Origin of the sequence: Ramlibacter sp. MMS24-I3-19, from assembly GCF_050320135.1 — a bacterium.
In the GTDB taxonomy this organism is placed as follows: Bacteria; Pseudomonadota; Gammaproteobacteria; order Burkholderiales; family Burkholderiaceae_C; genus Ramlibacter.
The window spans coordinates 3,364,596-3,385,134 of record NZ_CP190017.1; the positions used below are offsets into that span (position 1 = coordinate 3,364,596).

Below are 20,539 nucleotides of genomic sequence, written 5' to 3' on the forward strand. Positions count from 1 at the left end.
TGCGATGACAGTGCAACGGCCCTGGCGCGCACGCATGCTGCCGCTCGCAGGGCTGGCCACGCTGCTGGCCGTCTGGTGGTCGGTCGTGGAAGTGTTCGAGGTGCCGCCCTTCATCGCACCGTCGCCCGTGTCGGTGCTGCACACGCTAATTGACCGACGCACGATGCTGCTGGCCAACCTGCTGCCCACCGCGATGGAAGCCGCCGGCGGATTCGTGCTGGGCAACGTAGCCGCGGTGCTGCTGGCAGCGTTGTTCGTGCACAGCCCGGTCCTGCGCGCCATGCTCTTTCCGGTGTTCCTGCTGCTCAACGCGATCCCGGTGGTGGCCAAGGCGCCGATCCTCGTGCTGCTGCTCGGCAATGGCTTCGAGCCCAAGATCACGATCGCCGCGACGGTGTGCTTCTTCCCCACGCTGGTGAACACCGTGCGCGGGCTGGGCACGGTCGATCCGCAGGCCATGGACCTGATGCGCGTGCTGTCCGCCAGCCCGGCCGAGATCTTCTTCCGCCTGCGCGTGTTCAGCGCGCTGCCGCACCTCTTCTCGGCGCTGCGCATCTCGGCGTCGCTGTGCGTGATCGGCGCCATCGTGGGCGAGTGGATCGGCACCGACGTGGGCATCGGTGCGCTGATCCTGCAGGCCACCTACAACTTCGATTCGGCGCTGCTGTACGCAGCGATCGTGGTCGGCTCGGGCCTCACCGGCGCGTTCTACCTGGCGGTGGTCGGGGCCGAGCGCCTGGTCGTGCGATGGCCCTCCGGCACGACGGGCTGACGCACGCGCGAGGCGCCGCCCCGCGCGTGCCAAGGCTCAATGCTTGGCCTGTTGGGTCGCGCCGTCCGGCTGCATGCCGGGCGTGAACATCTGCTGCCACGCCTGCACCATTGGTCCGGCGGCGCCGATGGCGGCATCCGCCAGGCTACCGACCCTGGTGGACGACGCGGTCCCGTTGGCCGTCTGCTCGCCCAGCACCGTCGCGGCGGGCTGTCCCACGGCGCGCGAGCACGCCAGCAGCAGTTCCTGCGAATAGCGCGTGACCTCCTGCAACTCGTAGACCATCAGCGTCGACTGGATCTGCAGCAGCTCGGTGGGCGACGTCGCCTTGCGCGCGTTCTCCGCGGCCTGGCTATGGAGCAAGGCGGCGCGCTCGCTCATCTGCAGGTTGACCTGCTGCACGGCCTGGCCCGCGCGGAAGGCCGCGGCCATCAGGTCCACGGACCGCGCGAACTGCTGCCGCGACAGTTCGGGCCATTGCGTCGCCAGGGCCGCTGCGCCGCTGGTGGCACTGTCCTTGGCGTCGGAGGATTGGGAGGTGCTGCTTGATTTACTGCTCATGGGGCCCTCTGTGTCGATGGACCGCCGCCACCGTGGCGGGCGTGTCGCGGACCACTGTAGGCGTGCGCGCGGGGATCGCAACCTTCGGGCCGCCTTTTTCGCGTAAGCAGGAGTTGCCGGACTTGACGCGCGCGCAGGAGCGTGGAACGGCGCGCGTGCGTCAGCGGTCCCAGGTGGCGATGGCCTGCGCCAGGCTCTCCGGACTCACCGGCTTGGTGAGGTGCAGGTCGAAGCCGGCCTGCCGCGCCTGCTGCTTGTCGCCCGCGGCGCCCCACCCGGTCAGCGCCACCAGCTTCGTGCCTTCGAGGGCCGGCAACGCGCGCAGGCGCACCGCGACCTCGTAGCCGCTGATGTCCGGCAACCCGATGTCCAGGAACACCACGTCGGGCCGCAGCGCCTCGGCCATCGCGACGGCCTGCTGGCCGCTGTGCGCGGTACGCACGGCATGGCCATCGAGCTGCAGGATCAGGGCCAGCGTCTCGGCGGCGTCCACGTTGTCGTCCACCACCAGCACCTGGCGCGGCGCGGCCGCGACGGGCTGCCCGCCGGAACGTTGGCCGGCATCGGGCTCGTGGGCCGGGGCCGGCAGTTCGATGGTGAACGTGCTGCCCCGTCCCGGACCGTCGCTGGCCGCGCGGATGGTGCCGCCATGCAGTTCCACCAGCCGCCGCGCCAGCGCGAGCCCGATCCCCAGGCCGCTCTGGCTGGCGCGGTCGTCGCTCTCGACCTGCGTGAACAGCTCGAACACGCTCTCCAGCATGTCGCGCGGAATGCCGGCGCCGTTGTCGCTGATGTCGATGGCGACCAGCCCGCCGGCCGGCTCGGCCGCGTGGACGCGGATGGCGCCGCCCGCTGGCGTGTACTTGGCCGCGTTGTTCAGGACGTTGCCCAGCACCTGCGCGATGCGCGTGGGATCGACGTCCAGCAGCACCGCCTGTTCCGGCAGGTCGACGACCAGTTCGTGCCGCGCGGCCTGCACCAGCGGCATGCTGATCTCCAGCGCGAGATCGACGACGCTTTGCAGCGAGACGCGCTGATGCTTGAGTGCGATCTTGCCCTGGCTCACGCGCGAGACGTCCAGCAGGTCGTCGACCAGCCGCACCAGGTGCGACAGCTGCCGGTCCATCAGCTCGCGCGCGCGAACCGCCGCGGCACTGTCCGCGCTCGTGCGGCGCAGGATCTCCAGCCCGTTGCGGATCGGCGCCAGCGGGTTGCGCAGTTCGTGCGCCAGCGTGGCCAGGAATTCGTCCTTGCGCACATCCGCCAGGCGGAGCGCCTCCTCGGCCGTCTTGCGCTCGGTGATGTCCTGCACGGTGCCGCGCAGCGCGACGACGCGGCCGCCCGCATCGCGCACCGCGGCGCCGCGCGCCGTCACCCAGATCGGCAGGCCCTTGCGGAAAGCGCGCATGTCCACGGCGTAGCTCTGGCCGCTCTCCCTGGCGGCCTGCACGCAGACCTGCAGGCGGTCCCAGTCCTCGGACGGGTACAGCAGGCCCCGCTCCTCCGCGAACGAGGGCAGCGGCTCGTCCGCGCCGAAGCCGAAGATGCGCCGCAGTTCCTGTGACCACGCGGCGCGGTCGGCGTCGATCTCCCAGAACCAGCTGCCGACCGCCGCCAGCTCCTGCGCTTCGCGCAGCTCGCGTTCACGCTCGCGCAGCGCCTGCTCCTGCAGCTTGCGTTCCGTGATGTCGGTGAAGAGGATGGCCACGCGCCGCTGCGCCGGCTCGCCGATGCGGAAGGCGAACGCATCGAACCAGCGGCCCATCGCGGCGGCCTCGTTCTCGTAGCGGATCGACTCGCCGGTGAGCGCGACCCGGCCATAGGTCTGGATGTAGAACGGCTCGATGTCGGGCACCAGCTCCAGGATGGTCTTGCCCACCGCGTCGGGCAGCCCGGTCTGGCGCTCGAACGCGGGGTTGATCTCGAGGAAGCGGTAGTCGCGCGGCTGCCCCTGGGGATCGAACAGCAGCTGCACGATCGCGAAGCCCTCGTCGATGGACTCGAACAGTGCGCGATAGCGCCGGTCGCTCTCGACCTGCGCCGCCTGCGCGGACTTGCGCTCGGTGACCTCCAGGAACAGCACCGAGAACTGGTCCGGCGCGATGCGCCGGGCGCGCGCCTCGTACCAGCGGTGGTTCAGCGCCGGCACCTGGATCTCGAACTCGGCCGACTCGCCCGTGTCGACAACGCGGGCATAGATGTCGATCAGTTCCTGCTGCACGCCGGGAATGGCCTGCGTGACCGGCTGGCCCAAGAGGCCGGCGATCGGCAGGCCGGTGAGGCGCTCGAATGCGGGATTGATCTCGCCGAAGCGGAAGTCGACCATGCGGCCGCCCGCATCGCGGATCGCCTCGGCCACGAAGAAGCCCTCGCCCATGCGCTCGAACAGGCCGCGCCAGCGCGCCTCGCTGTCGCGCAGGGCCTCCTCGGCACGGCCACGCTCGATCAGCTCGCGCGTGCGCTCGGCGACTTCCTGCATGAGGTCGATCTCGGTGTCGGTCCATGTGCGCTCGGGCCGCTGGTTCAGGTACACGATGGTGCGCAGCCGGCCGGCCTTGAACAGCGGCACCACCAGGATGGCGCGGGTGTCCACCTCGTGCGAGGTCCGCTGGGCGAACACGTCGCTGGTCAGTTCGTGCTGCCGCACGTTGGCGATGCCGACGGTGTGGCCGCCGCGCAGCCGCTCGATGACACGCTGGCCGAATGCACTGGCCGGGAAGCGCCCCAGCAGCGGGGGCACCGTGCCGTCGGTCCAGCACACCTCCCAGTCGATCTGGTCCAGCGCCTCGTCCACGTTGCCGTAGCCGACGCGATTGACGTGGAATGCTTCGCCGAGCAGTTGGCTCACCTGCTCGAGCACCTGCCGCGTGGTGCCCTGCCCGCGCAGGACATCGGTCAGGCGCAGCAGGAAATCCTGGCGCTCGACGGCGGGAGAAGGCGGGGAAGCGCCCAGGCCAGCCGTCACGAGGCCGGGTCGGCGGCGATGCCGCTGCCGGTGCGTGCGACGATCGCGCGGGCGGCGATGGGCGCGAGCGCCGCGACGTCCGCGAGCTCCTGCTCGGTGGGCTTGCGCTTCTCGCGGAAATAGGTGCCGAAGGTGCCCACCACACGGCCCGCCTCGGTGGTGAGCGGCATGCTCCACGCGCCCCGGAAGCCGATGGCCATCGGCAGGTGCCGCAGCTCGGTCCACTTCTCGTCGGCCTGGAAGTCGGGCGTGATGACGATCTGTCCCGTGGCCGCAGCCGCGGCGCAGGTGCCCACCACGGGATCGGGCTTGAGGCGGTCGATCTTGTCCAGGTAGTCGGCCGGCAGGCTGGGCGACGCGCCGTTGCGCAGCAGGCCCTCGCGATCGAGCAGCAGGATCGAGGCGATGCTGCTGCCGCTGGACAGCGTCTCGATGGCAGCGGTCAGCTGCGCCAGCACCTCGCGCAGCGCGGCACCCTTCTCGAGCAGCCGCTCGGCACGCGCACGCGCAGCCTCGATGACTTCATGGTGGGGTGCGTTGGCATGCATCCGTCCCATTCTACGGGCCGGCCCCGGCCGGCTCAATGCATTGACCCACGGATGAGTCAGGCGCCGGCGCCTATTCCGCCTCGATGCCTGCCGCCCTGATCACCTTGCCCCACTTCTGCGCTTCCGCGGCCTGGAACTTCGCCAGTTCCTCCGGCGTGGTGGTCCACGGCTCGCCACCCGTGCCCTCGAAGAAGTTCTTCGCCGCGGCACTCCTCACGCCGTTGACCAGCAGCTCGCGCATGCGGGCGACCACGGGCGCCGGCGTGTTGGCGGGCGCGTAGGCCGCGAACCAGTAGCCCATGTCGTAGCCCTTGACGCCGGCCTCGTCGATGGTGGGCACGTCCGGCAGCAGCGGGATGCGCTTGGTGGTCGAGACGCCCAGCGCGCGCAGCTTGCCGGCCTTGATCTGCGGCACGCCCGTGGCGGTGTCGGTGATCATCAGGTCGATCTGGCCGCCCAGCAGGTCGGTGATCGCGTTCGGGTTGCTCTTGTACGGCACGTGCAGGATCTCGGTGTGCGACATCTGCTTGAACATCTCGCCGGCCACGCGGCTCGATGAACTGCCGCTGCCGAAGCTGAGCTTGCCCGGCTCCTTGCGCGCCCTGGCCAGCAGGTCGGCCACGGAGTGGTACGGCGCATCGGCCCGCACCACCAGCACCTGGCCGCCCTTGCCCAGGCCGGTGACCGGCACGAAATCCTTCACCGGGTCATAGCTCAGCTTCTTGTACAGGTGCTCGTTGGCCGCATGCGTGGTGTTGGTCGTGATCAGCACGGTGTAGCCGTCGGGCGGCGCCTTGGCCACGAACTGGGCCGCGATGGAACCGCTGGCACCGGCCTTGTCGTCCACCACCACCGCCTGTTTCGTCTGCTCGGTCCAGGACTGGGCGAGGGCACGGGCGAGCTGGTCGGTCGCGCTGCCGGCCGCGAACGGCACGACGAAGGTCACGGGCTTCTCGGGGTACTTGCCCTGCGCGAACGCGCCTGCTGCAGCCAGGGCCAGGGTGGCGGCCAGGACGGTGCGGCGGTGGATGGAAGTCATGGTTTGTCTCCTTGGGTCGTTGATCGGTTGCGCAGCAGCGGCACCAGCGCTTCGGGCACCTGCAGCGGCAGGTCCAGCAGCAGGAACGAGAGCGCCTTGCCGTGGCTGTCGAGATTCAGCGCGTCGTTCACGCCGCCATCCAGCACGCCATCGAGCACGACGTTCATGGCATGCAGGCGCGGCAGCAGGTGGCGCACCACCTGCGTGGGACGGCGATGGCGGAACTGCGCCGCGATGCGCTCGGGCGTGACCTGCTCCACCAGCAGCGGGTACAGGTCCGGATGCCAGGCGATCACGCTGATGTTGGAGCGGTCGCCCTTGTCGCCGGTGCGTCCATGCGCGGCATGCCGCAGCGGCACGGTGACGGTGTTCATCGCGCCTCCGCGGAAATGAAGCGGAAGGTGGCCGGCACCAGCTCGCGCGGCAGCGTGCACGACCGCGTGCCCAGGCGCGCGCGCAGCTGCGTGCGCACGCCGCCACCGCCGGCGGGCCCGCAGGTGTAGAGCGCCGTGACTTCGCGCGCCAGGCGCTCGGCCATCGCGCGGTCGTGGTGGTTGAGCGCGACGCGCAGGCGCACGTCGCGGGCATCTCCCGTGGGCTGGTCGGCGAGCCAGGCACCGCCGTCGTCGCCGAGGATGCTGGCGACGCCGATCAGGTCGGCGCGCAGCGGACCGCAGTCGCGCAGGCGCTCGCGCAGCACATCGGCGGCCAGGCGCGCCCGCGCTTCCGCGCCCGGGCCCGCATACGAGATCTCGCCCTCCGCCAGCCAGCCGTGCTCGTGGAACACGTTGACCTTCAGTTGCGCCGGACGCGGGTGGCCGCGCACGCCGGTGAGGCGCACGGACTGCGGTGCCATCTGCTGCAGCTCGGCCTGCGAGATGTCGGCGACGACGTCGGGCGTGATGTAGGCGGCGGGGTCGTGCACCTCGTACAGCAACTGCTCCTTCGCGCTGTGTTCGTCGAGCAGGCCGCCGGTGCCGTCGGACTTGCGGATCGTGCAGTGGCCGTCGGCGTCGATCTCCGCGATCGGGAAGCCCACGTGCGCGAGGTCCTCGACGTCCTTGAAGCCGGGGTCGGCGTAGTAGCCGCCGCAGACCTGCGCGCCGCATTCGAGCAGGTGGCCCGCCATGGTGGCGCGGGCGATGCGGTCCCAGTCGTCCGCGGCCCAGCCGAAATGCGCGAGCGCCGGGCCGACGGTGAGGGATGGATCGGCGACGCGGCCGGTGACCACGATGTCGGCGCCGGCGCGGAGGGCCTGCGCGATGGCGTCGGCGCCGAGATACGCATTCGCGCTGGCGATCGGCAGGTCCGCGGCGTCGGCGCCCAGATGCGCCAGCAATGCGGCCCGGTGCTGCCCGCCCGCGACGTCGTCGCCTTCGACCACCGCGATGCGCGGCTCGCGCACCCCCAGTTCCGCGGCGAGCTGGTGGATGCGCCGCGCGGCACCCGCGGGATTGGCCGCACCGAAGTTGCTGGCGATGCGGATGCCGTGCGCGAGGCACCGTCCCAGCACCGGCCGCAGCATGTCGTCCAGCAGCGGCTCGTAGCCCGCGGAAGGATCGCGGCGACGCGCGAGCTGCGCCAGCGCCAGCGTGCGTTCGGCCAGCGTCTCGAAGATCAGGACCGCCGGCCCGCCAAGACGCACCAGCGTGTCGACGACCGGCCCGGCCGCATCGGTGCGGTCGCCGGAGAATCCTGCCGCGCAGCCGACCAGGAGGGATTGCATGGACCGGATGCTAGGCCGGCGCGATCATCGGGAGAATCGCAAAATTCCGATGGATTGATCGACCATGCAGATCACCGACCTCAACATCTCGACGCGCCAGGTGCGCGCCTTCCTGGCGCTGGCGCAGCACCGCAACTTCACCCGTGCGGCCCAGCAGAGCCACCTGTCCCAGTCGGCGTTCAGCACCATGATCCGCACGCTGGAGGACGCGGTGGGCCTGCGCCTCTTCGACCGCGACACGCGGAAGGTGGACCTCACGCCCGAGGGTGAGCTCTTCCGCCAGGGCGTCAGCCGGCTGATGGAAGACTTCCGCGCCACCATGGCCGACCTCGGCGAGCACGCCGCGCGGCGCCGGGGCCGGGCCCGCATCGCCGCCCTGCCCTCGCTGGCCGCGGGCTGGCTGCCCGGACTGCTGGCCGAGTTCCACCGCAAGCACCCCGGCATCGCGCTCGAGGTGAGCGACGAACTGTCGGAAGAATGCATCGAGCGCGTGCGCGCCGGCCAGGCCGACTTCGCGCTGGCGGCGATCCGGTCGACCTCACCCGAGCTGCGCGCCGACCCGTTCTGCAGCGACCGCTTCCACCTGGTCTGCCGCCGCGACCATCCGCTGGCCGCGCGCAAGCGCATCGCCCTTCAGGACCTGGCCGGCGTGCCCTTCCTGCACCTGGCACGCAACAGCAGCGTCCGGCAGCACCTGGAGGCGGCACTCGGCACGCAGGCGATGCAGGCGGAGATGGAGCTGGAGCAGCTGAGCACGGTGGCCGGCATGGTGCGCGCGGGACTGGGCGTCAGCGTGGTGCCGACGCTGGCGCTGTTCCACTTCGAGCACCCGGACCTGGTGACGCGGCCGGTATCGTCGCCGGGGCTGCGCCGCGAGCTGTTCGTGGTCCGCAGGAAGGACCGCAGCCTGTCGCTCGCGGCGCAGGCCGTGCTGGACCACCTGCTCGCGCACCGGCCGAAGGGCGTCGCGCGCTAACCCTGCCAGGCGAACGGCGCGAAGTGGCCGTTGCGCGTGCCGCTCGCGTCCTCCCAGTCGACGCCGAACGCGTGGAACTTGCTGCGCGTGGCCCTGGCCAGCGGCAATCGCGTGTTCATCGGGTGCGCAACGTTGTCGATGACGATCGGCTCGCCGGGGTTCACGACGCTCTCCAGCCCGACGCAGGCCTCGTCCACCAGCTCGCCCGCGGTGAGCGAGAAGTTCATGCCCTCCTGCGTGAAGCGGACCGGCCGCCTCTCGATGCCGGCAACCTGCGCCACCAGCGGCGCCAGCGCCGCCATCGGTCCACCGGCGCGGCCCGTCGCGATGTCGCGGATCGCGAGCACCTGTTCGTCGCTCGCCTCGCTGTCGACGATCAGGCCCACCATCATGTTGCCCTGGCCCATCGGGCCGGGCGAATGCAGCATCACGACGAAGGCCAGGCCGGCGAGGTCGACGCCATCCTTGCGGCCCTCGTCGATGCGCAACCCGAGCGCCGCTTCGCAGACGCCCTCGGTGGGCATGGCAGCGAGGTTCGACCAGATGCAGGGGCACAGCAGGGTGCAGCTGCAGGTCTCCATGTACTGGCCCTTGATGCTCCAGCTGGCCATGGCTGTGCTCCTTCCGGGACCGCCCGGTGTGCTGCAACTTAGGCCGCACGCAGGCGCGCTGCAAACGCAACTTGTAACCCGCACGCGATTGACAGCCCTGCAGCGGCCGACCATCGTGGACCTGCCCGCCCCGGCTCGCGCGGGTGGAGGGACGCACGATGCTGCAGGCTCCCGGATCTCCTGCCGATGGCTCCGCGGCACTGGGCAACCTGGTGCGCGAGCACCCCGGGCGCGCGCTTGCGGTCTCGGCGATCAGCATCGCGGGCTGGGTGTTCCTCGCCTGGCTCGCGCTGGACATGGGCACGCCGCTGGCGCAGCTGGCGATGCCGATGTCGGCGCACTGGAGCGCCGGCAACCTCCTGGCGGTCTGGGCCATGTGGGCCGTGATGATGGTGGCGATGATGCTGCCGTCGGCGCTGCCCATGATCCTGACGTTCACGGTGGTGGCGCATCGCAGCGGGCAGGCCACCCGCGCGCGGGCGTTCGTCGGCGCCTACCTGCTCGTGTGGCTGGCCTTCGCCAGCGCGGGCACGCTGGGGCAGTGGCTGCTGCAGAGACTGGGCGCGGTCGATCCCATGAGGCTCGCCACCTCGGCCTTGCCCGCGGCCGTGCTGCTCGTGCTCGCCGGTGTCTACCAGTTCTCGCCGCTCAAGCGCGTGTGCCTGCGGTCGTGCCGCACGCCCCTGGCGTTCCTGCTGGGCGCATGGCGGCCCGGCGTGGTCGGCGCGTTCGAGATGGGGCTGCGGCACGGACTCCTGTGCCTGGGGTGCTGCTGGGCGCTGATGGCCCTGCTGTTCGTGGGCGGCGTGATGAACGTGCCCTGGGTGGCGGCGCTCGCCGTCGCGGTGGCCATCGAGAAGATGGCGCCCGGCGGCGAGCGCATCGCGGGCTGGCTGGGCGTGGCCCTGCTGCTGGCGGGCGGCCTCAAGCTGCTGGCGCTGGCGGCATGAAGGGTCGCCAGCGCCGCCGCTGCGATCAGGGCGCGCAGCTGAAGCTGGAGGCCTGCTCCACGTCGCCGCCGACGTAGCGTGCGACCATCGGATAGGGACACAGCGGCCGCGAGCGGTTGGGCGCCCAGTCGGCCGGCACTTCGGCGTTCACGCCGCCCGGATTGCCGGCGCCGCGCGCGGTGGCCACGATGCGATCGGGTGCCTGGCCGTTCTCGACCCAGTTGACCAGCGCGGTCAGCGCATCGAACTGGTCGGTGGCCGGGCCGCCGCGGCTGTGGCCCATGCCCGGCACGCGGTAGAAGCGCGCGAAGGAGCTGGCGCTGCCGTGGTACTGCGCATTCAGCCGTTCATACCAGGCCGTCGTGTCATCGACCGAGAACACCGGGTCGGACGTGCCCTGGATCACCATCATCTTGGCGCCGCGATTGCGCAGCGTGTCCAGCTGCGTCGGGTTGGGCGGCGTCATGAACGACATGCTGCTCTCGGTGTAGATGCCGCTGGTGGCGAAGATCTTCGGCGCGTCGGTGTCGAGGTTGAAGTTGAGCGCGAAGCCCAGCGTGTCCGACAGGATGGTCGAGGGTGCCGGCGGCGACATGAAGATGAAGCCCAACGCCACCGGGTCGCGCGCGGCGCCCACGGAGTTGCGGAACTTCCAGTCGGCCCAGCCGGTCTGGCGCAGGCCCGGGTCGTACGGCCAGCGCGAGTACAGCGGCTCGCCCTTGCTGTTGCGCGCGCCGGTGAAGACGTTGGCGACGGCGGTCTTCTGGTCCGCGGTGAGGCAGGTGCCGTCGCGGGCGCTGGCGTCGGCACAGGTGGGCACGTCGCGATTCAGGTCGAACGCAGCGCGGCAGGCCTCGACGTCGTTCACCAGGCCGTCGGCCACGCCATCGAGGCTGTCGCACCGGCCCAGGATCTTGCTGGCGACCATGGTGCGCTCGGCCTGCGTGAACGCGGTCTCGAGGTTCGTCTTCGCCGTCGCCACTTTCGCCCACTGCTGCGCGCCATACAGCTGCGCGACCGCCGCCTTGGGCAGGTTGAAGCCCGGCGAGGTGGCGAGGTAGCCGTCGTACTGATCCGCGTAGCGTGCCGCGGCCACCATGGTGTGCCGGCCGCCGTTGGAACTGCCGCCGATGTACGAGCGGTCCGGGCCCTTGCCATAGGCGGCCTTGATCAGGGCCTTGGCCATCGGCGTCAGGGCGCCCACTGCCATGTAGCCGTAGTCGAGGCGGGCCTGCGGGTCGAGGCCGAACAGCGGGTTCTGCGCATTGGTGTGGCCGGCGTCGGAGCTGATGACGGCGAAACCCTGCTGCAGCGCGGTCTGCAGCGGACCGCCGCCGACGAAGTTGCCCGTGGCCTGCGCCACCACGCCGTCGGTGCCGCCGTTGCCCTGGTACAGGAAGCGGCCGTTCCATGCGGTGGGCAGGCGCATCTCGAACCCGATGGCGTAGGTCTGGCCATCGACCGGGCTCACGCGCTGGTTCATCTTGCCGGTGACCACGCAGTGCTCGGCCACCGGCGCGCCGGCGTTCGTCAACGTGCCTGCAGCAGCGACCGTCGCCGTCGTGATCGAGGTATTGGCGTAAGTGAAGCTGGTGGGCAGGCCGGTGCAGGTGGTGATGCTGGCGGCCTGCGCAGCGCTCAGGCGCGGCAGCGTCGCGGCGTCGCTGCCGCCCCCACCGCCGCAAGCGGTGAGGATCGCCGCGGCGGCGGCCAGGGGAATCCGGACGGGGTTCTTCACGTTGCCTCCTTGGGGCATGGGTGGGGATGTCGCAGATCGTTAGGTTAATGAAGTATTTCGACGACCCGGATAGGGTTTTCACCAGCGCGAAGTCAGCACAGAAAACTGCACCTCCTTAACCGATGGCACAGCGACAGTCGCCACCGGGCTCGAAGGCACAATCGCCCGAATGCCGCAACGAAGAAGCGCCCGTGCCGACCACACGCCGGCCGGCAACCTGGAGGAAGCCCGCCTGCAGTCGGTGCTGGGCTACCAGCTGGCCCAGGCCACCATCGTCACCAACGGCGTCTTCACCGCGCATGCGGGAAAGCCGTTCGGGCTGCGGCCGGTGGAATACACGGTGCTCACGCTGATTGCCGAAAACCCCGGCGGGTCGCTGGCGCGGCTGGCCCGCGCGCTCGCGGTCACGGCGCCCAACATCACGGTGATGGTCGATCGCCTCGAAGCCCGCGGCCTGGTGGCGCGTGAACAGAACGCGGAGGATCGCCGCAGCCAGGTGCTGCACACGACGGCCAAGGGCGCGGACCTGGTGCGCAAGGCCACCGACCGCATCCTGGCGGCGGAGCGGGTGGCGCTCCCGCTCACGGCGGGCGAGCACGCCATGCTGCTGGAACTGCTGCACAAGGTGGCCTGCGCCCGGCCGGGGCGGCCGGAGGCGGGCAAGAGCTGAGGGCAGCCGTCGTGTGACGGCTGGTGAAGTCGGACGCCCTGGATTCCCGCCTTCGCGGGAATGACACCGGGGAGGTCTTCAGGCCGCCTTGCGCTGCGCGCCCTGCCCCAGCAGGTCGCACACGGCCTTGGTCACCTGCGCGGTCGTCGCCTTCCCGCCCAGGTCGCCCGTGTGCAACTTGGGATCGGCCGTCACCTGCTCCACCGCCTGCATCAGGCGCTTGGCGGCCTCGTTTTCGCCCAGGTGCTCGAGCAGCATCACGCAGCTCCAGAACGTGCCCACCGGGTTCGCGAGGCCCTTGCCCATGATGTCGAACGCGGAGCCGTGGATCGGCTCGAACATCGACGGGTAGCGACGCTCCGGATCGATGTTGCCGGTCGGCGCGATGCCCAGGCTGCCGGCCAGCGCCGCGGCCAGGTCGCTCAGGATGTCGGCATGCAGGTTGGTCGCCACCAGCGTGTCCAGCGACGCGGGCCGGTTGACCATGCGCGCGGTGCACGCGTCCACCAGTTCCTTGTCCCACTTGACGTCCGGGAACTCCTTGCTCACGGCCAGCGCGACTTCGTCCCACATCACCATGCCATGGCGCTGCGCGTTGGACTTGGTGACCACGGTCAGCAGCTTGCGCGGGCGCGACTGCGCCAGCTTGAACGCAAAGCGCATGATCCGCTCGACGCCGGCCCGCGTGAGGATGCTCACGTCGGTCGCGACCTCGATCGGATGCCCCTGGTGCGCACGGCCGCCGACGCCGGCGTATTCGCCCTCGGAGTTCTCGCGCACGATCACCCAGTCCAGGTCCTTCGGGCCGCAACGCTTCAGAGGCGCGTCGATGCCGGGCAGGATGCGCGTGGGCCGCACGTTGGCGTACTGGTCGAAGCCCTGGCAGATCTTCAGGCGCAGGCCCCACAGCGTGACGTGGTCCGGGATGTGCGGATCGCCGGCCGAGCCGAAGAGAATCGCGTCCTTGTTGCGCAGCTTGTCGAGGCCGTCGGCCGGCATCATCTCGCCGTGCTTGCGGTACCAGTCGCCGCCCCAGCCGAAGTCCTCGAACGAGAAACGGAAGCTGCTGCCGGCGGCCAGCGCCTCCAGCACCTGGCGGCCGGCAGGAATGACTTCCTTGCCGATGCCGTCGCCGGGAATGGTCGCGATCGCGTAGGTCTTCATGGAATGCTCCGAAGGTTTTCTGGAAATGGCCACGACTCTAGCCATGGACGGCCCCGTCTCGCGCCGCTACAGTGAATGCATCGTTCACCTGCAGTCAACAATCGCGCCCATCCCGCGGCGGCATTCAACCCCATGAAGATCAGGACCCTCGCCCTCGGCGCTCTTGCCGCCATCGCCATCGCCGGTACGGTCGGCTGGTTCTCTCTGGACAAGGAGACGCGCGGCCTGCTGGCCACGCTGCCCACCAACCGCGACCTGCTGTTCTGGAGCCAGCCGCAGCGCGATGCGGCGTTCCGCGCGCTCGATCGCCTGCCGATCCTGGCGAAGTCGCACGTCGTACCCGCGAGCGGCAAACCCTCGCCGCTGCCGCAGGGCGCGCCGTTGAAGCTGCCGGTGGACGTCGACGCCTTCATGGCCGGCCAGCGCAGCGCCGCGCTCCTGGTCGTGCACGACGGCAAGCTGCGTCTCGAGCGCTATGGCCTGGGCTTCGACGGTGATGGCCGCTGGACCAGCTTCTCGGTCGCCAAGTCGCTCACCTCCACGCTGGTGGGCGCGGCCCTGCACGATGGCGCGATCCGCAGCCTCGACGACAAGGTGTCCGACTACATCCCGCAGATGAAAGGCTCGGCGTACGACGACGTCAGCGTCCGCCAGCTGCTGACGATGACCTCGGGCGTGCGCTGGAACGAGGACTACGCCGATCCGAACTCCGACGTCGCGAAGTTCAACAACTAGAAGCCCGAGGCGGGCGTGGACGCCACCGTCGACTACCTGCGGCGCCTGCCGCGCGCCGCGCCGGCCGGCACGCGCTGGAACTACAGCACCGGCGAAACCAACCTGGTGGGCATCCTCCTCGGGCAGGCGGTGAAGAAGCCGCTGGCCACCTACCTCTCCGAGAAGATCTGGGTGCCCGCGGGCATGGAGCAGCAGGCGACGTGGTTGCTGAACAAGACGGGCCACGAGATCAGCGGCTGCTGCGTGCAGGCGGCCGCGCGCGACTACGCCCGCGTCGGCCTGTTCGTCCTCGACGGTGCGCGCGTGAACGGCCAGCCTATCGTCCCCGACAACTGGTTCGCCGAGGCGACCACCAAACGCGCCGACATCGGCACGCCGGGCCGCGGCTATGGCTACCAGTGGTGGACCTACGACGACGGCAGCTTCGCGGCGCGCGGCATCTTCGGCCAGGGCATCTTCCTCGACCCGAAGCGCAAGCTCGTCATCGTGTCGAACGCCGACTGGGCCGGCGGTGCCCGCGACCCGGCCGCGGGCCCGGCCCGCGAGAACTTCTACCGCGCGGTGCAGCAGGCCATCGACGACGAGGCAGGCGGCGCAAGCTCACCGGCAGCGGCGGCCAAATAGGCCCGCTCCCGCGTGGCCATGGGCGGCGCAGTAGCATGCCACCCATGCCCACCGACTCCCCCGACCTCGTCGTCCTGCACGAACACCCCGAGTGGCAGAAGCCACTCTTCGCCGCGCTGCAGCGCCGCGGCGTTCGCTTCGAGGCCTTCGACGTGACGAAGGCCGCCTTCACCAACACCGACGCGCCGCGCGCGAAGCTGTACTTCAACCAGGCCAGCCCCAGCGCCTACCTGCGCGGCAACACGCGCGCCGTGCCGCTGGCACTGGCCTACATGCGCACGCTGCAGCAGCTGGGCGCGCGCGTGCTGAACGGCGCCGACGTGTTCTCGCTGGAGTTGAGCAAGAGCGTGCAGGCCACGCTGCTGCAGACGCTGAAGATCGACACGCCGTTCTCGGTCACCTTCAACGACCCCGCCGCGCTGCACGCGTATGCCAGCCGTTTCAAGTGGCCCGCCGTGCTCAAGCCCGACCAGGGCGGCAGCGGTGCGCGCATCCAGGTGGTCGACTCGGTGGCGCAGGTCGAAGACATCTTCCGCCGCGATCCGTCGTACTGGGAGCCGGACAACCTGTTCCTGCTGCAGGAGTACCTGCCCCACGACCCCGAGCAGGGCATCGTGCGGCTGGAGTTCCTGGGCGGCGAGCTGCTGTATGCGATGCGCGTGAAGACGCATGGCCGCTTCAACCTGTGCCCCTCGCCGGTGTGCAACCCGGACGACGGCGAAGGCATCTGCGAGATTCCCGCGGCCACGCCCGCGCCGCCGGTGGAGTTTTTCGCCTATCCCGAAGTGCCCGACGAAGCGGTGGCCACGGCGCGCCGCATCGTGAAGGCGGCGCGGCTGGACGTCGGCGGCATCGAGTACCTGGAAACGCCCGACGGCCGCCGCGTGTTCTACGACGTCAATGCCAACTCGAACCTGCGGCCGTCGGTGGCCGCGGAGTTCGGGTTCGATCCGTTCGAGCGCGTGGTCGACTTCCTGGTGAGGGAACTCACTCGCTCGTGATCTTGCGCTCCTTGACGATGGCGCCCCACTGCGCCGACTCCTTGCGCATGAAGTCGTTGAGCTCGGCACGCGTGGTGGGGTGTGTCGTGAGGCCGTGCTTGTAGAGGGTGTCGCGCACGTCGGGCCGGCGCAGCACCTTCACGATCTCCTCGTTCCAGCGGTCCAGGATGGCGGGCGGCGTCCTGGCCGACGCCACGAACGCATACCAGTTCAGCGCGCGGAAGCCCGGCACGCCGGACTCGGCCACCGTCGGCACGTTGGGCAGCTGGGGCATGCGCTGCAGGTCGGTGGTGGACAGCGCCAGCACCTTGCCCGCCTCGATGTGCGGCAGCGCGGTCGGCGGCGCCGCGAAGTAGCAGGTGAAGCGCCCGGCCAGCAGGTCGGGCATGGCCTGCGAGCCGCCGCGGTACGGCACGTGCAGCATCTCGGCGCCGATGCGTTTGGCGAACAGTTCGCCGGTGAGGTGCGAGGCGGAGCCGGGACCGGTCGACGCGAAGCTCACCGCATCGGGCTTGCCGCGGGCGAGCGCGATGAACTCGGCCATCGTCTTCGGGCCCTTCTCCGCGTTGACCACCAGGATGCTGGGGAAGTAGACGCCGCCGCTGACCGGTGCGAGGTCGCGGAACGGGTCGTACGGCAGGTTCATCATGTGCGGCGCGATGGTCAGGGGACCGATCGAGCCGAGCAGCAGCAGGCTGCCGTCCGCGGGTCCCTGCGCCGCCTGTTGGTGGGCGATGTTGCCGCCCGCGCCGGCCTTGTTCTCCACCACCACGCCCTGGCCGATCGCGTCGGCCAGGTTCTTGGCGATGAGGCGCGCGGCAGCGTCGGCAGCGCCACCCGGCGCGAAGCCCACCAGCATCGTGACGGGCTTGCGGGGCGGGAACTCCTGCGCCATCGCTGAACCGCCGGCGAAGGCGGCGCTGGCGATGAGCATGGAACGTCGGGTTGGCATGTTCAGGTCTCCTTGTGCTTGGCCGGGCAGCCTAGCCCAGGTGGTCGCCGGCGCACATCCATGCCATCCCTCGGATGCAGCCGCCGCACCGCAGGGACAATGCGCCATCGCAGCCACGTGGAGGGCACCGCCATGCAGCCGTTGGGCAAGTCGAGGATGGAGGCCTTCAGCGACGGCGTCGTCGCCATCATCGTCACCATCATGGTGCTGGAGCTGAAGGTGCCGCACGATGCCTCGCCGGAGGCGCTGCTGCATCTGGCGCCGATCTTCCTGAGCTACGCGCTGTCGTTCCTGGTGGTGGCGATCCTCTGGGTCAACCACCACCACCTGCTGCACACGGCTACTCGCATCACCGGGCGCGAGCTGTGGCTGAACAACCATTTCCTGTTCTGGCTCTCGCTGGTCCCGTTCACCACGGCGTACATCGGCGAGAACCACCTCGCGCCCCTGCCGGTGGCGCTGTACGGACTGGCGCTGTGCCTGGCCGGCTGCGCCTTCGACCTGCTGCGACGCGAGATCGCGCGCGACCAGGCCGGCGATCCCGCGATGGCGGCATTGCACCGGCGCTCCAGCCGCACCAACGCCGTGAGCGCCCTGCTCTACCTGGCGGCCGTGCCGCTGGCCTGGGTGTCGGTGTGGCTCTCGGTCTTCATCTACGTGCTGGTGCCGGCGATCTATTTCATGCCGCGCAACATCGAGAAGATGGCGGCGGGGAAGCAGCCGGCCTGAGGGCACTCAGTCCACGCGTTCCAGCACGCGCAGCTTCTGCACCAGGTCGGCCAGCTGGAACGGCTTCGCCAGGAACTGGAAGCCCTCCAGCTGGTCGCGGTCGTCGCGAGCGAAGCCGTGGCCACCGGCATAGCCCGATGCCAGCAGCACCTTCAGCTCGGGCGCGAACGCCTTCGCCTTGCGCGCGAGGTCCACGCCCGACATGCCGGGCATCACGACGTCGGTGAACAGCAGCTGCACGCCGGGTGTGCGCTTGAGCAGCTCGAGCGCCTGCTCGCCGGACCCCGCGGTCAGGACGTCGAAGCCCAGCGTGCGCAGCAGCTCCCCGGCCATCTCCAGCACGTCGGGCTGGTCGTCGACGACCAGCACGCGTTCCGCCGCCGCGGGGCCGTTCGCCTGCGCTTCGGTGTCGCCATCGCTGGCCGGGAAGAACAGGGTCACCGTGGTGCCCTCGCCGGGCTGCGACTGGATCGCCAGGTCGCCGCCGGACTGCTGCACCATCCCGTACACCTGGCTGAGGCCCAGGCCCGTGCCCTTGCCGATGTCCTTCGTGGTGAAGAACGGTTCCACGGCGCGGGCGATCACCTCCGGCGGCATGCCGGCTCCCGTGTCCTGCACGCTGACGGCGACGTAGCGGCCGGCCGGCAGCACGCCGACCTCGCGCTCCGCGAGATCGCGCCACTGCGTCGAGATGACGATGCGTCCACCATCGGGCGTGGCGTCGCGGGCGTTGACCAGCAGGTTGAGCAGCGCGGTCTCGAACTGCGCGACGTCGATGCGCGCCGGCGGCAGCCGCGTCTCCAGCACCGTCTCGAACTCCAGGCCGCTGCGTCCGGCCCGGCGCAGCACCGGCTCGAAGCCGGCGATCACGCGATTGAGGTCGCGGGCTTCCTGCTTCATCGGCTGCTGGCGCGCGAAGCTCAGGAGCTGCTCCGTCAGCGTGGCGCCGCGGCGCACGGCGTGGTCCATCGTGGCCAGCAGGCGCCGGTCCGCCGGGTCCTGCAGGCGCCGCTGCAGGATCGCGAGGCCGTTGCCCACCACGTTCAGCAGGTTGTTGAAGTCGTGCGCCACGCCGCCGGTGAGCTTGCCGATCGCCTCCAGCTTCTGGGCCTGGAACAACGCCTCGCGCGTCTTCTCCAACTGCTCGGCGGCCGCCTTGCGTTCGGTGATGTCGCGCGTGATCTTGGCAAACCCGATCAGCTCGCCCATCGGGTTGCGGATCGGATCGATCACCCCGTGGGCCCACATCCGCGAGCCGTCCTTGCGCATCCGCCAGCCCTCGGCCTCGAACTTGCCAGTCTCCACGGCATGTCGCAGCGCGTAAGCGGGAACGCCGGCTGCGCGGTCCTCCTCGGTGTAGAAGCGGGAGAAGTGCTCGCCGATGATCTCGTCGGCGTGGTAGCCCTTGAAGCGCTGCGCCCCCGCATTCCAGCTGGCAACGCGCCCTTCGGGGGTCAGCATGTAGATCGCGTAGTCGGTGACGCCGGCGATGAATTGCCGCAGGCGATCGCCCTCGTCCGTCACTGTCTCGACCGAATCTCTGGAACTCACGATTTTCCGGTGGACCGCCGCAACCCTGGCCAGCCCATCTGTACTTTGGGAAGCGGCGACTCTGACCGGTGACTGAGTGGTCGCTTGTAGGACAACGACCCGCCACCCGCGGTCGCCGCCACGTGAGAACGCGCGCCGCAGTGCGATCGCAGACTTTTGAATGCAGCGCGCGCCCGGGGTTAACCCGGCATGGCTACGTCGTACTTCCGGGCCCACGGCGCGAGCGCGGCCAGGATGCCCTCATGCAGCAGCACGCCCTGCGCGGCCTGCTGGTCTGCCAGCTGGAACCCGCGTTCGCCCGGCAGGCGCACGGGACGCTGCGGATTGGCCGGCCGGGACGCACGGCACTGGCGCGCCACCTCGTCGATCTGGCGCTCGAACGCAGCACGGCCCGCGAACGCCTCGGGATCGATCACCTGCAGGAACACCGTGGCGCCCCAGCCTTCGCGCGGATCGGCGCGGCCATGCCCCGCGAGACCGCCAGTGAGCGCTTCGACCAGCAGCGACAGCCCGAAGCCCTTGTGCCCCGAGTCCAGGCCACCGAGCGGCAGGATCGTTCCCTTGGGGTCCTTGAACAGCACTGCCGGATCGTCGGAGGGCTGTCCATGGCCATCGATCAACCACGGCGCCGGCAGCTTGCCGCCCTGCTGGTGAAGGCGGTTCGTGAGTCCGTTGGTGGTGGTCGACGTGGAGATGTCCACCGAGATCGGCAGCCCGCCGGTGGGCAGGCCCGCCGAGATCGGGTTCGGCGTGAACACCGGATCGAGGCCCCCGAACGGCGCCACGCTCGCCGAGTTGGCATCCGAACTCGCAAGGAGCAGCACCAGACCCTTTTCCGCGACGCGGCGGTGGTAGCTCGCGAGGCTGGCAATGTGGTGGCTGCGCCGGATCACGACCGTGCCGGTGCCGGCCTCGCGCGCGCGCGCCGTGGCGTGCTCGATCGCGCGCAGCACCAGCCACGGGCCGGGCAGGCGGCGCCCGTCCCACAGCAGCGCGGCTGGCTTGTCCGACAGCACCTGCGGCTCGCCGTCCACGTTCATCGAGCGCTTCTCGATGTCGGCGAGGTACGGTGCGAGCAATTGCAGGCCGTGCGTGGTGTGGCCCATGAGGTCGCCTTCGACCAGCACGGTGGACACGGCCTGCGCCTTGTCCGCCGGCATGCCCGCGGCCTGCAGCAGCGCGCGGGCGAAGTCGGCGAGCCGCTGCGCGGCGATGCGCTGCGTCATG

Annotated in this window: 18 protein-coding genes and 1 pseudogene; 7 read left to right on the top strand and 12 right to left on the bottom strand. The window is 70.3% G+C overall.

Features of this window, described 5'->3' with window-relative positions; genetic code table 11:
- Window positions 1-4: 4 nt before the first annotated feature.
- Entirely contained in the window at window positions 5-772 is a 768-nt protein-coding gene (locus tag ACPWT1_RS16735) for an ABC transporter permease (RefSeq protein ID WP_427912273.1), read from the top strand.
- A 36-nt stretch (window positions 773-808) separates the two neighbouring features.
- Here the strand turns inward: ACPWT1_RS16735 and ACPWT1_RS16740 are convergent, their stop codons facing one another.
- From ACPWT1_RS16740 to ACPWT1_RS16765, 6 genes are all read right to left on the bottom strand, one after another.
- On the bottom strand, window positions 809-1,333 hold the full coding sequence (locus ACPWT1_RS16740) for a hypothetical protein (RefSeq protein ID WP_427912274.1): 525 nt from the start codon (window positions 1,331-1,333) through the stop codon (window positions 809-811).
- 160 nt (window positions 1,334-1,493) lie between these two features.
- On the bottom strand, window positions 1,494-4,298 hold the full coding sequence (locus ACPWT1_RS16745; protein ID WP_427912275.1) for an ATP-binding protein: 2,805 nt from the start codon (window positions 4,296-4,298) through the stop codon (window positions 1,494-1,496).
- On the bottom strand, window positions 4,295-4,846 hold the full coding sequence (locus ACPWT1_RS16750) for a GAF domain-containing protein (protein ID WP_427912276.1): 552 nt from the start codon (window positions 4,844-4,846) through the stop codon (window positions 4,295-4,297). Before ACPWT1_RS16750 ends, ACPWT1_RS16745 begins: the two co-directional genes overlap by 4 nt.
- A 70-nt stretch (window positions 4,847-4,916) precedes the next feature.
- On the bottom strand, window positions 4,917-5,885 hold the full coding sequence (locus tag ACPWT1_RS16755) for a Bug family tripartite tricarboxylate transporter substrate binding protein (protein WP_427912277.1): 969 nt from the start codon (window positions 5,883-5,885) through the stop codon (window positions 4,917-4,919).
- Window positions 5,882-6,259 carry an AtuA-related protein gene (locus ACPWT1_RS16760; RefSeq protein ID WP_427912278.1) on the bottom strand — a complete coding sequence of 126 codons (378 nt, stop codon included), beginning with the start codon at window positions 6,257-6,259 and terminating at the stop codon, window positions 5,882-5,884. The genes ACPWT1_RS16755 and ACPWT1_RS16760 overlap by 4 nt, the downstream gene beginning before the upstream one ends.
- Complete coding sequence (locus ACPWT1_RS16765) at window positions 6,256-7,611, bottom strand: acyclic terpene utilization AtuA family protein (protein WP_427912279.1); 1,356 nt, start codon at window positions 7,609-7,611, stop codon at window positions 6,256-6,258. Before ACPWT1_RS16765 ends, ACPWT1_RS16760 begins: the two co-directional genes overlap by 4 nt.
- Before the next feature lie 64 nt (window positions 7,612-7,675).
- On the opposite strand from ACPWT1_RS16765, the gene ACPWT1_RS16770 reads away from it, so the two are divergent.
- The gene (locus ACPWT1_RS16770; protein WP_427912280.1) at window positions 7,676-8,587 is read left to right on the top strand and encodes a LysR family transcriptional regulator; all 912 of its coding nucleotides are present in this window, start codon (window positions 7,676-7,678) and stop codon (window positions 8,585-8,587) included.
- Here ACPWT1_RS16770 and ACPWT1_RS16775 read toward each other — a convergent pair.
- Complete coding sequence (locus ACPWT1_RS16775) at window positions 8,584-9,198, bottom strand: DUF1326 domain-containing protein (protein WP_427912281.1); 615 nt, start codon at window positions 9,196-9,198, stop codon at window positions 8,584-8,586. The two genes, ACPWT1_RS16770 and ACPWT1_RS16775, sit on opposite strands and share 4 nt — an antisense overlap.
- Before the next feature lie 158 nt (window positions 9,199-9,356).
- On the opposite strand from ACPWT1_RS16775, the gene ACPWT1_RS16780 reads away from it, so the two are divergent.
- A complete protein-coding gene (locus ACPWT1_RS16780; RefSeq protein ID WP_427912282.1) occupies window positions 9,357-10,148 on the top strand; it encodes a DUF2182 domain-containing protein in 792 nt (263 codons plus the stop codon).
- Between the two features lie 25 nt (window positions 10,149-10,173).
- Here ACPWT1_RS16780 and ACPWT1_RS16785 read toward each other — a convergent pair whose 3' ends face one another.
- Window positions 10,174-11,886, bottom strand: a complete 1,713-nt coding sequence (locus ACPWT1_RS16785) for a tannase/feruloyl esterase family alpha/beta hydrolase (RefSeq protein ID WP_427912283.1) — start codon at window positions 11,884-11,886, stop codon at window positions 10,174-10,176.
- A 169-nt stretch (window positions 11,887-12,055) separates the two neighbouring features.
- On the opposite strand from ACPWT1_RS16785, the gene ACPWT1_RS16790 reads away from it, so the two are divergent.
- Window positions 12,056-12,556 (top strand): MarR family winged helix-turn-helix transcriptional regulator, encoded by a 501-nt coding sequence (locus tag ACPWT1_RS16790; RefSeq protein WP_427912284.1) that lies wholly within the window; start codon window positions 12,056-12,058, stop codon window positions 12,554-12,556.
- Window positions 12,557-12,634: 78 nt separating this feature from the next.
- Here the strand turns inward: ACPWT1_RS16790 and ACPWT1_RS16795 are convergent, their stop codons facing one another.
- A complete protein-coding gene (locus ACPWT1_RS16795; RefSeq protein ID WP_427912285.1) occupies window positions 12,635-13,720 on the bottom strand; it encodes a tartrate dehydrogenase in 1,086 nt (361 codons plus the stop codon).
- Window positions 13,721-14,131: 411 nt separating this feature from the next.
- Between ACPWT1_RS16795 and ACPWT1_RS16800 the strand changes: the two are divergent.
- Together ACPWT1_RS16800 and ACPWT1_RS16805 are read left to right on the top strand one after the other, a co-directional pair.
- Window positions 14,132-15,079: pseudogene (locus tag ACPWT1_RS16800) on the top strand (serine hydrolase domain-containing protein).
- Between the two features lie 44 nt (window positions 15,080-15,123).
- The gene (locus tag ACPWT1_RS16805; RefSeq protein ID WP_427912286.1) at window positions 15,124-16,080 is read left to right on the top strand and encodes an ATP-grasp domain-containing protein; all 957 of its coding nucleotides are present in this window, start codon (window positions 15,124-15,126) and stop codon (window positions 16,078-16,080) included.
- Here ACPWT1_RS16805 and ACPWT1_RS16810 read toward each other — a convergent pair.
- On the bottom strand, window positions 16,067-17,032 hold the full coding sequence (locus ACPWT1_RS16810; RefSeq protein WP_427912287.1) for a Bug family tripartite tricarboxylate transporter substrate binding protein: 966 nt from the start codon (window positions 17,030-17,032) through the stop codon (window positions 16,067-16,069). The two genes, ACPWT1_RS16805 and ACPWT1_RS16810, sit on opposite strands and share 14 nt — an antisense overlap.
- Window positions 17,033-17,164: 132 nt before the next feature.
- Between ACPWT1_RS16810 and ACPWT1_RS16815 the strand changes: the two genes are divergently transcribed.
- Window positions 17,165-17,761, top strand: coding sequence for a TMEM175 family protein (locus ACPWT1_RS16815; protein WP_427912288.1), 597 nt, complete (start codon window positions 17,165-17,167; stop codon window positions 17,759-17,761).
- Between the two features lie 6 nt (window positions 17,762-17,767).
- Here ACPWT1_RS16815 and ACPWT1_RS16820 read toward each other — a convergent pair whose 3' ends face one another.
- Both ACPWT1_RS16820 and ACPWT1_RS16825 read right to left on the bottom strand, forming a co-directional pair.
- Window positions 17,768-19,312 carry an ATP-binding protein gene (locus tag ACPWT1_RS16820; protein WP_427912289.1) on the bottom strand — a complete coding sequence of 515 codons (1,545 nt, stop codon included), beginning with the start codon at window positions 19,310-19,312 and terminating at the stop codon, window positions 17,768-17,770.
- Window positions 19,313-19,491: 179 nt separating this feature from the next.
- Complete coding sequence (locus ACPWT1_RS16825) at window positions 19,492-20,538, bottom strand: Ldh family oxidoreductase (protein WP_427912290.1); 1,047 nt, start codon at window positions 20,536-20,538, stop codon at window positions 19,492-19,494.
- Window position 20,539: the final 1 nt, after the last annotated feature.

Coding starts and splice junctions, on each gene's coding strand:
- ACPWT1_RS16815 (WP_427912288.1), top strand. CDS start 17,165: ATGCAGCCGTTGGGCAAGTCGAGGATGGAGGCCTTCAGCGACGGCGTC.
- ACPWT1_RS16775 (WP_427912281.1), bottom strand. CDS start 9,198: ATGGCCAGCTGGAGCATCAAGGGCCAGTACATGGAGACCTGCAGCTGC.
- ACPWT1_RS16825 (WP_427912290.1), bottom strand. CDS start 20,538: ATGACGCAGCGCATCGCCGCGCAGCGGCTCGCCGACTTCGCCCGCGCG.
- ACPWT1_RS16740 (WP_427912274.1), bottom strand. CDS start 1,333: ATGAGCAGTAAATCAAGCAGCACCTCCCAATCCTCCGACGCCAAGGAC.
- ACPWT1_RS16780 (WP_427912282.1), top strand. CDS start 9,357: ATGCTGCAGGCTCCCGGATCTCCTGCCGATGGCTCCGCGGCACTGGGC.
- ACPWT1_RS16765 (WP_427912279.1), bottom strand. CDS start 7,611: ATGCAATCCCTCCTGGTCGGCTGCGCGGCAGGATTCTCCGGCGACCGC.
- ACPWT1_RS16735 (WP_427912273.1), top strand. CDS start 5: ATGACAGTGCAACGGCCCTGGCGCGCACGCATGCTGCCGCTCGCAGGG.
- ACPWT1_RS16810 (WP_427912287.1), bottom strand. CDS start 17,032: ATGCCAACCCGACGTTCCATGCTCATCGCCAGCGCCGCCTTCGCCGGC.
- ACPWT1_RS16750 (WP_427912276.1), bottom strand. CDS start 4,846: ATGCATGCCAACGCACCCCACCATGAAGTCATCGAGGCTGCGCGTGCG.
- ACPWT1_RS16795 (WP_427912285.1), bottom strand. CDS start 13,720: ATGAAGACCTACGCGATCGCGACCATTCCCGGCGACGGCATCGGCAAG.
- ACPWT1_RS16790 (WP_427912284.1), top strand. CDS start 12,056: ATGCCGCAACGAAGAAGCGCCCGTGCCGACCACACGCCGGCCGGCAAC.
- ACPWT1_RS16770 (WP_427912280.1), top strand. CDS start 7,676: ATGCAGATCACCGACCTCAACATCTCGACGCGCCAGGTGCGCGCCTTC.
- ACPWT1_RS16760 (WP_427912278.1), bottom strand. CDS start 6,259: ATGAACACCGTCACCGTGCCGCTGCGGCATGCCGCGCATGGACGCACC.
- ACPWT1_RS16805 (WP_427912286.1), top strand. CDS start 15,124: ATGCCCACCGACTCCCCCGACCTCGTCGTCCTGCACGAACACCCCGAG.
- ACPWT1_RS16755 (WP_427912277.1), bottom strand. CDS start 5,885: ATGACTTCCATCCACCGCCGCACCGTCCTGGCCGCCACCCTGGCCCTG.